At 69.7% G+C, this 12994-nt stretch carries 11 protein-coding genes; 2 read left to right on the forward strand and 9 right to left on the reverse strand.

Going from position 1 to position 12994, the window contains the following annotated elements:
* The coding region (locus VGD32_RS01535; RefSeq protein ID WP_331030141.1) for a ComEC/Rec2 family competence protein at nucleotides 1–1264 on the reverse strand (1264 nt) is incomplete at its 3' end.
* Nucleotides 1265–1292: 28 nt separating this feature from the next.
* Between VGD32_RS01535 and gltX the strand changes: the two genes are divergently transcribed.
* Both gltX and gltA read left to right on the forward strand, forming a co-directional pair.
* Nucleotides 1293–2717 (forward strand): glutamate--tRNA ligase, encoded by a 1425-nt coding sequence (gene gltX / locus VGD32_RS01540; protein WP_331030142.1) that lies wholly within the window; start codon nucleotides 1293–1295, stop codon nucleotides 2715–2717.
* Between the two features lie 65 nt (nucleotides 2718–2782).
* Nucleotides 2783–4084 (forward strand): citrate synthase, encoded by a 1302-nt coding sequence (gene gltA, locus VGD32_RS01545; RefSeq protein WP_331030143.1) that lies wholly within the window; start codon nucleotides 2783–2785, stop codon nucleotides 4082–4084.
* Nucleotides 4085–4154: 70 nt separating this feature from the next.
* On the opposite strand, the gene VGD32_RS01550 is transcribed toward gltA, so the two are convergent.
* From VGD32_RS01550 to bamA, 8 genes are read right to left on the reverse strand one after another with little or no spacing between them, the layout of a single operon-like run.
* Complete coding sequence (locus tag VGD32_RS01550) at nucleotides 4155–5519, reverse strand: DUF6880 family protein (RefSeq protein ID WP_331030144.1); 1365 nt, start codon at nucleotides 5517–5519, stop codon at nucleotides 4155–4157.
* Between the two features lie 46 nt (nucleotides 5520–5565).
* The gene (gene lpxB / locus VGD32_RS01555) at nucleotides 5566–6744 is read right to left on the reverse strand and encodes a lipid-A-disaccharide synthase (RefSeq protein ID WP_331030145.1); all 1179 of its coding nucleotides are present in this window, start codon (nucleotides 6742–6744) and stop codon (nucleotides 5566–5568) included.
* Nucleotides 6741–7571 carry a UDP-2,3-diacylglucosamine diphosphatase gene (gene lpxI / locus VGD32_RS01560; RefSeq protein WP_331030146.1) on the reverse strand — a complete coding sequence of 277 codons (831 nt, stop codon included), beginning with the start codon at nucleotides 7569–7571 and terminating at the stop codon, nucleotides 6741–6743. Before lpxI ends, lpxB begins: the two co-directional genes overlap by 4 nt.
* A gap of 13 nt (nucleotides 7572–7584) precedes the next feature.
* Nucleotides 7585–8370 (reverse strand): acyl-ACP--UDP-N-acetylglucosamine O-acyltransferase, encoded by a 786-nt coding sequence (gene lpxA / locus VGD32_RS01565; RefSeq protein ID WP_331030147.1) that lies wholly within the window; start codon nucleotides 8368–8370, stop codon nucleotides 7585–7587.
* The gene (fabZ, locus tag VGD32_RS01570) at nucleotides 8367–8846 is read right to left on the reverse strand and encodes a 3-hydroxyacyl-ACP dehydratase FabZ (RefSeq protein ID WP_331030148.1); all 480 of its coding nucleotides are present in this window, start codon (nucleotides 8844–8846) and stop codon (nucleotides 8367–8369) included. The genes lpxA and fabZ overlap by 4 nt, the downstream gene beginning before the upstream one ends.
* Entirely contained in the window at nucleotides 8839–9861 is a 1023-nt protein-coding gene (gene lpxD / locus VGD32_RS01575) for a UDP-3-O-(3-hydroxymyristoyl)glucosamine N-acyltransferase (RefSeq protein WP_331030149.1), read from the reverse strand. Before lpxD ends, fabZ begins: the two co-directional genes overlap by 8 nt.
* A 14-nt stretch (nucleotides 9862–9875) precedes the next feature.
* Nucleotides 9876–10466 carry an OmpH family outer membrane protein gene (locus VGD32_RS01580; RefSeq protein ID WP_331030150.1) on the reverse strand — a complete coding sequence of 197 codons (591 nt, stop codon included), beginning with the start codon at nucleotides 10464–10466 and terminating at the stop codon, nucleotides 9876–9878.
* 34 nt (nucleotides 10467–10500) lie between these two features.
* The gene (gene bamA / locus VGD32_RS01585; protein WP_331030151.1) at nucleotides 10501–12918 is read right to left on the reverse strand and encodes an outer membrane protein assembly factor BamA; all 2418 of its coding nucleotides are present in this window, start codon (nucleotides 12916–12918) and stop codon (nucleotides 10501–10503) included.
* Between the last annotated feature and the right edge of the window lie 76 nt (nucleotides 12919–12994).

Consider the following 12994-nt stretch of genomic DNA (forward strand, 5'->3'; position numbering starts at 1 on the left):
TGGCGAGGACGGCGCCGCCGATCCACGCGCCGCTGCGCTGGACCAGCAGGATCGGCCAGGGGGCCGATATCTCGCGCGGCCGGCGCGGCCACGCCTCGACCAGGGCCACCAGGGCGGCGGTGGCGGCGAACGACATCTGAAAGCCGGGCGTGACGATGGCCTCAGGCTGCAGCAGCAGGACGACGAAGGCGGCCACGGCCAGGGCGTGCATGGTGATCGCCTGCCGGTCCAGCAGGATGGCGATGAAGGCGATGGAGGCGGTGATGGCCGCCCGTTCGGCCGGCGGCGGATGACCCGAGACGACGAGATAGGTCCCGACCGCCAGCAAACCGGCCCACGCCGCCGCCTTCTTGCCCGGCACGCGCAGCGCCAGCCATGGCCAGGCGGCGACCAGCAGGCGCGCGAGGAAGAAGGCGAATCCTCCGACGACGGCCATGTGAAGGCCCGAGATCGACAGGATGTGCGCCAGGCCGGAGTCGCGCATCACATCGACGTCGTCCGGATCCAGCCACGCCTCATGGCCGGTGGTCATGGCCGCGGCGATCCCGCCGGCCCGTTCGCCCTGCCGCGCCACGATCCTCTTGGCCAGATCGAAGCGGACGCCGTTGACCCACATGGCTGCGCGCAGGCTCAGCGGCGGCTCGGGGAGCCAGGCCGGGCGCACCTCCCCCAGTCCGAAGGCCACGCCGCCCATCGACTGGAAGAAGGCGTTGCGCCCGAAGTCGTAGGCTCCCGGACTGGCCGGAGCGGGCGGCGGATTGAGGATGGCGAACAGACGGATGGCATCGCCGGGTTCCGGCGCAGCCCCGCGGACTGTCGCGCGGAGCCGCTCGGGCGTGTCCTCGGGCGCAAGTCCCTGAATGCGGACCGGGGCGATGACGACACGCGGACCGGCGGCGCCGGGACTGTCGACGTCGACGACCCAGCCCTCCACCACGGTCGGCTCGCTCATGGCCGGGGCGATGGGGGCCGTGACCGCGTCGGTGCGCAGCCTGGCGACGGTGAGGCCAAGGGCGAAACAGGCCAGCAGCATCAGCGGCAGCGTCCAGACGCGCTCGAGGCTGAACCGCCTCGCGCCCAGCCACGCAGCCATGGCCAACAGGGCGAAGAGCAGCAGCGGCCAGACCGGCGGCTCGGTCTTCAGCGGGAAATAGACGGCGCAGCCGCCGCCGAGCGCCACCGGCGCCCACAGCCGCCAGCGCAGCGACTGGGCGAGGACTTGGGCGCGCAGAAATCCAGCCGCGCGCGCACGAAGGCTGGGCATGGCCGGAACGGGCGGTATAACGCCCGCCATGACCTCCCCGTCCGCTTCCGCTCCCGAAGTCGTCACCCGCTTCGCCCCTTCGCCGACCGGCTATCTGCACATAGGCGGCGCTCGCACGGCGCTTTTCAACTATTTGTACGCGAAGCGACACAACGGCCGGTTTCTGGTTCGGGTCGAAGACACGGACCGCGAGCGCTCCACCGAGGCGGCGGTCACCGCCATCTTCGACGGCCTGAGCTGGCTGGGCCTGTTCGCCGACGACGAGCCGGTGTTCCAGTATTCGCGCGCCGACCGTCACCGCGAGGTCGCCAACATTCTTCTCGAGACGGGCCATGCCTATCGCGACTTCCTGACCGCCGAGGAGACCGGCGCCCTGCGCGACGCCGCGAAGGCGCAGGGCCGGACGTTCGAGTCGCCATGGCGCGACCGCACGCCGACGGTGGACGACCTGGCTCGGCCCCACACGGTCCGCTTCCGTCGCCCGGCCGATGCGACCGTGGTGGTCGAGGACGCCGTGCAGGGACCGGTGCGCTGGGAGTCGGCGTCGCTGGACGATCTGGTGATCCTGCGCTCGGACGGCGCGCCGACCTACAATCTCGCCGTGGTCGTCGACGACCACGACATGGGCGTGACCCATGTGATCCGCGGCGACGACCATCTGAACAACGCCGCCCGACAGAGCCTGATCTATGACGCGCTCGGCTGGACCCGCCCGACCTTCGCCCACATCCCGCTGATCCACGGTCCCGACGGCGCCAAGCTGTCGAAGCGGCATGGGGCCCAGGCCGTGCACGAGTATGCCGAGATGGGCTATCTGCCCGAGGCCATGCGCAACTACCTGGCGCGGCTGGGCTGGTCCCACGGCGACGACGAGCTGTTCTCGGACGCCCAGGCCGTCGAGTGGTTCGATCTCTCGGGAGTGGGGCGGGCCCCGGCGCGTCTGGACTTCGACAAGCTGGCGCACGTCAACGCCCACTGGATCCGCCTGGCCGACGACGACCGTCTGGCCAAGCTGACCCTCGACGTGCATCTGGCCCGCGGCCACGCGCTGGGTCCGGACGACGAGGCCCGGCTGACGCGCGCCATGCCCTTCATCAAGGACCGGGCGAAGACCACGCTCGACCTGGCCGATCAGACGGCGTTCGTGCTCAGGACCCGCCCGATCGCCATCGAGGGCAAGGGCCGCGAGCTGCTGGCCGGGGAAGCGGGCGAGCGGATCGGGCGCCTGCGCGACCGGCTGGCGCTGTTCGAGAGCTGGGACGTCTTCGCGCTCGAAGCCGAGCTGAAGGTGTTCGCCGAGGAGGAGGCCGTCGGCTTCGGCAAGATCGGCCCCGCCGCCCGGGCCGCCCTGACCGGCGGCGCCGCCTCGCCCGACATCGCCAAAACCTTGGCGGCGCTCGGCCGGGAAGAAAGCCTCGGCCGTTTGAATGATGCGCTGCAACAGACTATCTGATTTCCATAGCGAACCACGACCCGCCGCCTCCCCGTGCGAGGCCGCGGTCTGATCAAGGGGCCTTTATGACTGAACTCGCCAAACCCGCCGGCTCGGCGACCCTCACCTACGGCGACAAGTCCGTGGAATTGCCGGTGCTGTCGGGTTCGACCGGCCCCGATGTGATCGATATCCGCAAGCTGTACGGCGCGACCGACGCCTTCACCTACGATCCCGGCTTCACCTCGACGGCGGCGTGCGAGAGCGGCCTGACCTTCATCGACGGCGACGCCGGCACCCTGCTGCACCGGGGCTATCCGATCGACCAGCTGGCGTCGAAGTCCAACTTCGTCGAGGTCTGCCATCTGCTGCTGCACGGCGAATTGCCGACCGCCTCGGAATACGAGGCGTTCGAGCGCAACATCACCATGCACACGATGCTGCACTCGCAGTTCGACCGCTTCTTCGAGGGCTTCCGCCGCGACGCCCACCCGATGGCCATCATGGTCGGGACGGTCGGGGCGCTGTCGGCCTTCTATCACGACAGCCTGGACATTCATGATCCGGTGCAGCGGAACATCTCGGCGATCCGGCTGATCGCCAAGATGCCGACCATCGCGGCGCGGGCCTACAAGTACCACGTCGGCCAGCCGTTCATCTCGCCGCGCAACGACCTGAACTACGCCGAGAATTTCCTGCGCATGTGCTTCGCCGTCCCGGCCGAGGAGTATGTGGTCAATCCGGTGCTGGCCAAGGCCATGGACCGGATTTTCATCCTGCACGCCGACCACGAGCAGAACGCCTCGACCTCGACCGTGCGTCTGGCCGGTTCGTCCGGCGCCAATCCGTTCGCCTGCATCGCCGCCGGCATCGCCTGCCTGTGGGGCCCCTCGCACGGCGGGGCCAACGAGGAGGCGCTGACCATGCTGAAGGAAATCGGCACGCCGGAACGCATCCCCGAGTTCATCGAGGGCGTGAAGGCCCGGAAATACAAGCTGATGGGCTTCGGCCACCGGGTCTACAAGAACTACGACCCGCGCGCCCGGGTGATGAAGGAGAGCGCTGACGAGGTGCTCGCCGCGGTGGGCGATCCGAACGACCCGCTGTTCCAGGTCGCCAAGGAACTGGAACGGATCGCGCTCAACGACGAGTATTTCATCGAGCGGAAACTGTTCCCGAACGTCGACTTCTATTCGGGCATCACCCTGTCGGCGATGGGCTTCCCGACCTCCATGTTCACCGTGCTGTTCTCGCTGGCCCGTACGGTCGGCTGGATCGCGCAGTGGCAGGAGATGATCGGCGATCCGACGCAGAAGATCGGCCGCCCGCGCCAGCTCTACACCGGGCCGACGGAACGGGACTACGTGCCGATCCAGAACCGGGGCTAGGCGGCCCCGGCCATACGGTCGAACAACGGGAACGCCGGGGCGAAGGCCCCGGCGTTTTTCGTGACGGGGCCTACCAGCGCCGACGCTTCGCAGCGGCCAGGGCCTTCAGGTCGGCGACGAAGGCCGCGTGATCCGTCGTCGCGCCGGTCTCGCCCGCCGTTGCGGCGATCGCCTCCGCCTCCGCGACCAGCGCTTCGACCTCGTCGGTGAGTCCGGCCCCGAGGGTGACCAGCGCCCGGGCCCGGGAGCGCAACAGCACGACGGCCGCGAGGGGATAGCGCCCCGCCAGCCGGCCGGCCCACAGCGGGACGTCATCATGACCGCCGCGGATTTCACCGGCCCTCGCCACGACCAGAGCGGCGGCCTCCCGCGGAGCCGGCCACGCCATCAGGAAGGCGAGACCCCGCATGGCGTCCGGGTGGGTCGAAGCGAGCGCGAACGCCCGGTCCGTCGCGACCACGTCCTCGAAGTCCGGCAGGTCGGCCAGGATCGCCCGCAGATCGTCGACGGACAGGGTGCGTTCGAACCGCGCCCAGCGCGCTTCATCGGCCTCGGGTCGACGGCCCTCGGCCTCGAGCACGGCCACCTCGGCGGCGGTCCAGGCGTCCGGCGGCGGCTCCGACGCCCCCGACCGTCCCCACCGGCCTCTCGACGGCGTCGGCGCCCGCGAGGCCTCGAGCGCAGCCCGCGCCTCGCCCGGCCGTCCGGCGAGCGCAAGGCGGCGGGCGATCTCGGCGCCGACGTCCGGCTTGCGGGCATCCTCTTCCGGGATCGACTGGAGCCAGGCGTCGAGGTCACCGGCGCGGTCCGCCAGCTTGCGCACGACGAGGGCGAGGCGGCCGGTCGGCCTGGGGCCCTTCGACACCTCGCCGAGCAGCCGCCGGGCCAGGGCCGGATCGAGGGCGTGGGCGCCGCGGCCGACCCATGACGCCCACTGGGTGAGTCGCGTCGACAGCGCCTCCGCCAGCACCGGACCGGCGACGTCGGCCCCGGCCGACGAGGCGACCGCCGCGAGATCGGCCGTGGCGGCGTCGAACACCAGCGGCAGGTCGCCCTTTGCGTCGCTGACCCGGGCGCCGAGCCCCGGGTAGAGATCGAACCAGGCCACGATCCGGTCGAGCGCCAGCCGGGGGTCGAGGGGCGCGAGCCGGTCGGCGATGATCCTCAGCAGCGACCGCAATTCGTTGATCAGGGCCGGTCGCTTGCGCCACGACACCCGGGCCCGGCTGCCGGCCAGGGCGTTCAGGCGCTTGTCGATCTCGAAGGCCAGGTCGGCCGCGCCCAGCTCCGCCGCCAGCTCCATGCGCAGACGCCGCTTGAGGCCGGCGTCGGTCGTCGCCGCCTCCATCAACAGCGCCGCCAGACGGTCGGCGCCGAGCGCCGTCAGGTTGGCCGCCGAGACCGTCTTCTTCGCCGTCGAGGGTCGCTTCGCCATGCGTCCGTGGGCCGTTCCGCCGCCGTGGGAGAGTCCCTTCAACGCATCAGCGGGCGTCGCGGCCCTGCTTCGCCGCGATCACCCTCAGCACGGCGTCCGCCGCGATCTCGGACGGGTCGCGCCCTTCCCGGCCCATCAGGTCCAGCGCCGCGGTCTGGCGCGCCGACTGGCCGGCGCGCGCATCCGGGTCGGCCAGCAGCCGTCCGACCTCGGCGGCGAGCTTCTCGGGCGTGGCGTCGTCCTGGATCAGTTCGCGCGCGATCTCCTCATCGGCGGCGTGGTTGAACAGGGTCGCGTACTTGCCGGTGAAGAACGGCTTCATGATCGCGTAGCTGAGCGGCTGGAAGCGGTACGAGATGACCATCGGCGCCCCGGCGAGGGCCAGTTCGGTCGACACCGTGCCGCTGGTGGCGAGGGCGACCGTGGCCGCCTTCATGGCCGAGTATTTCTCCGATTCCGGAACCACATGGGCGCGGAACGGCCAGGCCGCGACGCGAGCGGTGACGTCGTCGGCGACGGTGCCTGCGGCCACCACGGCCACCTCGAGCGATGGATCCTGCCGCTTCAGCCGCGCCACGGCGGCTTCGTAGACCGGGGTCATGAGGCGGATTTCAGAGGGGCGGCTGCCCGGCAGGACCAACAGGAGGGGCGCGTGGGCGGCGATGCCGCGCGAGGCGCGGAAGGCGGCGGGATCGGCCCGGCTCATGTCGACGTGCAGGGCTTGCGAGCCCACGACCGTCGTGGGCAGCCCCTCGCGCTCGAACCATGGGGCGTCGAAGGCGTAGAGGGCCAGCAGGTGATCGACGGCGCCGGCCAGGGTCTTCGCCCGACCCGGCCGCGAGGCCCAGACCTGGGGACCGACGTATTTGATCAGCGGAACGTCCGGCAGGGCGGCGCGGATCGCCTTGGCCACCCGGATGGTGAACCCCCAGCTGTCGATCAGCACCACGGCGTCGGGCCGTTCGGCGACCGCCAGCGCCGTGGTGTCGGCCACGCGCCGCTTGACCACGCCATAGGCCTTGAGGCCCTCGAGCCAGCCGAGCACCGACAGATCGGTGATGTCGAACGGGCTGGCGACCCCGGCCTCGGCCATTCTGGAGCCGCCGACGCCGACGAAGACCACGTCCTCGCCCAGCCGCGCCTTGAGGGCGTGGGCCAGGCCGGCGCCGAGCACGTCGCCGGACGCCTCGGCCGCCACCAGCATGATCTTGAGCGGACGGCTCACCGCGTTTCGCCCCAGACGAACAGGCCGAGCCGGTCGGCGGCCTCGACGATGGCCGGATGATCGATCAGGATCAGCTTGCCGGCCACGCCCCCGACTCCGGCCAGTCCCGCCGCAGCGGCCAGTTCGACCGTCAGCGCCCCCATCACCGGCATGTCGACGCGCAGGTCCTGGATCGGCTTGGGCGCCTTGCCCAGCGCGCCCTTGCGGCCGGTCGCCGAACCGCGCAGGTCGGCAGGCAGGCCGGCGACCCGGGCCAGCATGGCGTCCGTGCCCTCCTGGGCCTCGACCGCCAGCACGAGTCCGTCGCACACCACGGCGCCTTGGCCTATGTCCAGTTCGCCAGCCTTTTCCGCGACATGGAGCGCCTTCCTGAGATCCTGAAGCTGCTCCGGCGTCGGCGTCACGGCGCCCAGGGCGCCGGCGGGCAGGGTCTCGCCGCCGAGGATGTCGTCGGCGCCCTCGACGGCGTAGCCCTCGCCCTCGAACACCGAGAGGATCTTGCGCAGCAGGGCGTCGTCGCCCTTGGCCGCCTCGGCGACGATCCCCGGCAACAGGGTCATGCCCTTGAAGTCCGGCTTCAGGCTCCTGAAGTCCGGTCGGCTGACCGTGCCGGCGAAACAGACGGCGTCGCAACCGGCCTTCTTCAGCGCCGAGAGCACCCGGCCGATCTCGGCCATGCCGGCGTCGACGCCGGGATAGCGGGCCAGATGCGGATCAGCGAACCCGGCCAGACGGATGACGAAGACCGGCCGCCCCTCGGCCTCGCAACGCGCCGCGACCGACAGCGGCAACGCCCCACCGCCCGCGATCAGGCCCAGCTTGCTCATTGGCCCAACCTTCTCACTCGCCCGGCAGGCAGAGCGGACGTTTGCCGTCCTCACGGATGAAGGCGACGATTTCCATGATCTCGGGCAGGTCGGCGTACTCCGCCGCCGCCGCATCGACGCGGTCGGCGAAGGTCCCCTGCCCCTCGAACAGGTCGCGGTAGGCGGCGAGCAGGCGGCGGATGGCGTCCTTGCCGTAGCCCTTGCGCTTCAGACCGATCAGGTTGAGGCCGTGCAGGCGCGCGTGATTGCCCCAGGCCGAGCCATAGGGAATGACGTCGCGGGTCACCGCCGCCAGCCCGCCGACGATGGCGCCCTGCCCCACACGGCCGTTCTGGTGCACGGCGCACAGGCCGCCGAGGAAGACCCTGGACCCGATCCGCGCGTGACCGCCCAGGGTGGCGTTGTTGGCCATCACCACATTGTCGCCGACGACCGCGTCGTGACCGACGTGGGCTCCGGTCATGAACAGGTTGCTGGAGCCGACCTTGGTCACGCCCGCGCCCTGCGGCGTGCCGCGGTTGAAGGTGCAATGCTCGCGGATCAGGTTGTCGGCGCCGATCTCCAGCGTGACCGTCTCGCCCTTGTAGCCGCCGTGCTGGGGATCGCCGCCGATCACCGCGAAGGGATGGATGACGGTGCGCGAGCCGACAGTGGTGTCCTGCTGGATCACCACATGGCTGACGAGGCGCACGCCCTCGTGCAGGACCACGCCCGGCCCCACCGTGCACCACGGCCCGACCTCGACCCCGTCCGCCAGCTGCGCGCCGGCGTCGACCATGGCGGTGGGATGAATGCTCACGACGCGACCGGCTGGTCGACGGTGACCATCATGGCGGCGAAGTCGGCCTCGGCCGCCAGCTTGCCGTCGATGAAGGTCTCGCCGCGGAATTTGAAGATGTCGCCACGCTGCTTCGTCACCACCACCTTCATGCGCAACTGGTCGCCGGGCCGGGCCGGTTTGCGGAAGCGGACCCCGTCGATCGACATGAACATGATGATCTTGCCCTCGACCGCGACGTCCATGCTCTTGGACATCATCAGCGCACCGGTCTGGGCCATCGCCTCGACGATCATCACGCCCGGCATCACCGGATCGATGGGGAAGTGACCGGGGAAATAGGGTTCGTTGTGGGTGACGTTCTTGATGCCGGTGATCGACGTCCCGGAGACGAAGTCCTCGGCCCTGTCGACCAGCAGGAAGGGATAGCGGTGCGGCAGGCGCCGCATCACCTCGGCGTAATCGATCGTCGCCCCGGCTGCGGTTGCATCAGTCATTCCCGGCCTTCCCTGCGCGTGCCTTTCCGGACGCCTGTTTGGCGAGCCAGACCGCTTCACGCAAGAACTGTCGCAGGGGTCTGGCCGGATATCCGGACCAGGTCTCGCCCGCGGGGATGTCCTGCAGGACCCCCGCCCCGGCGGCGACCCGCGCGCCCTCCCCTATGGTGAGATGGTCGCCCACGCCGGCCTTGCCGCCGAACATGACGCCGTCGCCGACGGTCACCGAGCCCGAAAGGCCCGTGTTCGCCGCCATCAGACAGTTGCGCCCGATCACGCAATTGTGGCCGATCATGACCAGATTATCGATCTTGGTGTTCTCACCGATCACCGTGTCGTCGTAGGCCCCGCGGTCGATGCACGAGTTGGCCCCGACGCTGACGCCGTCCTGCAGGATCACCCGGCCCAGCTGGGGCACGTCCACCGGGCCGGAACGCGAGACGGCGGCGCCGAACCCCGGCTCGCCGATGCGGACGCCCGACAACAGCCGCACGCGGTCGCCGATCAGGGCGAAGCCGATGCTGGCGTTCGAGCCGATGACGCAGTCCCGGCCGATCTGGACGCCCGGTCCGATGACGGTGTTGGCGCCGATCCGGCTGCCGCGGCCGATGCGGGCGCCGGCACCCAGAACCACGCCGGGCTCGAGCACCACGGTCTCGTCCTCGACGACCTCGTCGGGCGCGGCGGCCTGCGTCAGGCTGATGGGCCGGTGGAGCAGCAAGGAAGCCCTCGCCCAGGCGGCCTGGGCCTCGCCCGAGACGATGACCGCGGCCCCGGCCGGGGCGGCGTCGACGGCGGACGCCGGCACGATGACGCAGCCGGCGGCGGACTCCGACAGGGCCGGCAGGAACCGGCGATCGCCGAGGAAGGCCAGGTCATCTGGACCGGCCACTCCCAAGGGCGCGACGGCGGAGATCATTCGATCTCCGCCGCGAACGACCTCTGCCTCGATCCGCTGGGCCAGCCCTCCGACGCTCAGCGCCGGAAGGCTTTCGAAGAAGCGCAGATCAGGCATGTTCCAACAGCGGCCTACTGCTGCTGCTGCACCGGCACCGGGGTGCGGTTGAAGTTCGGCAGCGACGGGACCTGGCTGTTGAGCTGCTGGAGCACCGTCTCGCTGATGTCCATGGCCGGGTTGGTCAGATAGACGCTCGAACGGTCCAGCAGGATGCTGCAGCCGCGGGACTGGTAGATCGAGGCGATCACCGGGTCGGCGGCGGCGAACAGGGCCCGCTGCTGCAGGGAGGCCGTGTATTGCAGCTCCCGTTCACGGGTCTGGCCGAGCTGCTGGTATTCGGCGAAGCGGGCCTGCAGGGCCTGGGCGCGCTGCTGGCGCTGATCGGCGGGCAGAGAGGCGCCAGACTGGGCCAGGGCCGCGTCTTCCTGCTGGATCGTGGTCTGGTACGGGGCCAGTTCCACGGCGACTTCCTGCTGCAGGGCCTGCATGCGGGCGGAGACCGCCTGGCCCGCGGTCGAGGCGCGGATGACGCCTTCGAGGTTGAGAACGCAGACGCCGGTGACCGGCGCGCCGTGGTTGATCTGCGGCTGGGGAGTCTGGGCCGACGCCGCGCCTGCGGTCGTCAGGGCGAGGGCGAAAGCGCCGAAAGCGAGGGTTTTCATCGATATGCCTTTGAGCGGGCGATTGGCCCGTCGGTTAGAACTGGGTTGAAGTCGAGAAGCGGAAGGTTTCGGTCTTGTCGTAGTCTTCGCTGCCGAGAATTTTGCTGAGGTCGAAGCGGATCGGGCCCATCGGCGAACGCCAGTGGATGCTCAGGCCGGCCGAGGCGCGCAGCTCCAGATCGTCGACGATCCGGGTGCTGGGCGTGCCGTCGGAGTTGAGGGTGTACCGGTCGTCCAGTGCGCCCACGGTGCCCACGTCGGTGAACAGCGAGGTGCGGATTCCATACTCTTCCGGCAGGCCGTTCGGAACCGTCAGCTCGAGGGTGCCGATGACGTAGAAATTGCCGCCGAGGGCGTCCGTGGTGATCAGGTCGCGCGGGCCGATGCCGGCCGTTTCGAAGCCGCGGAAGCTGTTGCCGCCCTTGAAGAAGCGGTCGTTGATGCGGATCGGGTCGCCGCCCCAGCCCGACACATAGCCGGTCGAGGCCGCGGCCGTGACCACCCAGTTCGGCGTGATGCCCCAGTAGGCGGACACGTCGGCCTCGGTCTTCACATAGTTCACGTCGCCGCCGATTCCGGCGAAATCCTGCCGCAGCGTGCCGGTCCAGCCCCGCGTCGGACGGATCGGATCGTTCCGGCGGTCGACCAGAAGGGTGTAGCCGGCCGAGGAGTTGAGGAAGGACCCGACCTGGTCGCACAGGGCGTTCGAGCCGGACCCGCCGGTGTTGCAGAAATTGGTCGGGACGATGATCTCGTCCGCCTTCAGGAAGTACCGGGTGCTGAGCAGGGTGTAGGCGTTCAGCGGATAGGACAGGCGCACGCCGCCACCGGTCGAGCGGTAGTCGTAGGACGAATATTCGCTGAGGTCGTAGCGCGAGTGGAAGGCGTCAAAACCGGCGCGCAGGTCGCGGCCGAGGAATTTGGGCTCGGTGAAGCGGAAGTCGATCTGCTGGCGCAGCGAACCCCACTCCACCCGGGCCACGACGTTCTGGCCACGCCCGCGGAAGTTCCGCTCGGTGATGCCGAGGTTGATGACGAAGGAGTCGACCGAGCTGAAGCCCGCCCCGACGGACAGTTCGCCGGTCGGCTGCTCCTCGACGGTGACGTTGACCACGGAGCGGTCGGGGGCGGATCCCCGCGCTTCCTCGACCGTCACCTCCTTGAAGAAGCCCAGGCCGCGCAGGTTGTTGCGCGAACGCTCCAACAGGGTGCGGTTGAAGGCGTCGCCCTCCGTCAGCATCATCTCGCGGCGGATGACGTTGTCGAGGGTGCGGGTGTTGCCGATGACGTTGATGCGGTCGACGTAGACGCGCTGGCCTTCCTTGACGTTGAAGGTGACGTCGACGGTGTCGGTCTCGGGATTGGCGCGGTAGGTCGGCTCGATCTCGACGAAGGCGTAGCCGGCCGAACCCGCCGCGAAGGTCAGGGCGTCGACCGCGGATTCGATCTTGTCGCTCTCATACAGCTGGCCGGTCCGGATCGGCAGCAGCAGCTTGAGGAATTCGGGGTTCAGCCGGTCGTTCTCGGTGACCACGTCGACCGTGCCGAAATTGTAGCGGTCGCCCTCGTCGAGGGTGATGGTGATGCCGAACGCGCTGTCGTCCGGCGCCAGTTCGGCGATGGCCGACAGGACACGGAAGTCGTAATAGCCGCGGTTGGTATAGAATTTCCGCAGCTGTTCCCGATCGTAATCAAGGCGATTCGGGTCGTAGTTGTCGTTCGAGCTGAAGAACTGCCACCACTGCGAACGCTTGGTGACCATCACCTCCTGCAGGTCACCGTCCGAGAAGGCCGTGTTGCCGAGGAAGGTGATCGTGCGGACGCCGGTCTCCGGGCCCTCGTCGATCTCGAAGACGACGTCGACGCGGTTCTGGTCCAGCTGCACCAGCTTCGGCGTCACGGTGGCCGAGATGCGGCCGGACAGGCGGTACAGTTCGACGATCTTGCCGACGTCCTCCTGCACCCGGGCGCGGGTGTAGATGCCGCGGGGCCGCAGGGTGACCTCCTCGCGCAGCTTCTCCTCGCCGATCGCGCCGTTCCCCTCGAACACGACCTGGTTGATGATCGGGTTCTCGACGATCTCGACGATCAGGTCGCCGTTCGGCTGGATGCCCAGCTGGATGTCGGCGAACAGGCGGGTGCGGTCCAGGGTGCGGACGGCGACGTCCAGAACGGAGGCGTCGACCGTGTCGCCAGGCTGGATCGGCAGATAGGACAGGATGGTGGTCTGGTCGATGCGCTGGTTGCCGCGCACGAGGATACGGTTGACCACGACCCGCTGCTCCTGGGCGGCGGCCGGCGTCTCCTGCACCACGACCGTCGGGGCAGGCTCGGGCGCGGGGGCCGTCTGGGCCAAGGCGGGACCCGCCAGACCGGCCGCGGCCGCAAGGGCCAGCAGGCTCGGGCTCAGGCCACGGGCGAAACGAAGGGCGGACGCGTCTTGTCGGATCATGCGGGAAACCATCGGGGGCTGGCGTCGGCTCATCAGGCGAGCCCGCCGAGGAATTTGAACAGGCTCAGCTTCTGCA

This window comes from Brevundimonas sp., from assembly GCF_036402095.1.
Lineage (GTDB): Bacteria > Pseudomonadota > Alphaproteobacteria > Caulobacterales > Caulobacteraceae > Brevundimonas.

Bases quoted from the DNA above. Each gene is read 5' to 3' on its own strand.
- gltX (WP_331030142.1), top strand. From the start codon at position 1,293: ATGACCTCCCCGTCCGCTTCCGCTCCCGAAGTCGTCACCCGCTTCGCC.
- gltA (WP_331030143.1), top strand. From the start codon at position 2,783: ATGACTGAACTCGCCAAACCCGCCGGCTCGGCGACCCTCACCTACGGC.
- VGD32_RS01550 (WP_331030144.1), bottom strand. From the start codon at position 5,519: ATGGCGAAGCGACCCTCGACGGCGAAGAAGACGGTCTCGGCGGCCAAC.
- lpxI (WP_331030146.1), bottom strand. From the start codon at position 7,571: ATGAGCAAGCTGGGCCTGATCGCGGGCGGTGGGGCGTTGCCGCTGTCG.
- fabZ (WP_331030148.1), bottom strand. From the start codon at position 8,846: ATGACTGATGCAACCGCAGCCGGGGCGACGATCGATTACGCCGAGGTG.
- lpxD (WP_331030149.1), bottom strand. From the start codon at position 9,861: ATGCCTGATCTGCGCTTCTTCGAAAGCCTTCCGGCGCTGAGCGTCGGA.
- VGD32_RS01580 (WP_331030150.1), bottom strand. From the start codon at position 10,466: ATGAAAACCCTCGCTTTCGGCGCTTTCGCCCTCGCCCTGACGACCGCA.
- bamA (WP_331030151.1), bottom strand. From the start codon at position 12,918: ATGATCCGACAAGACGCGTCCGCCCTTCGTTTCGCCCGTGGCCTGAGC.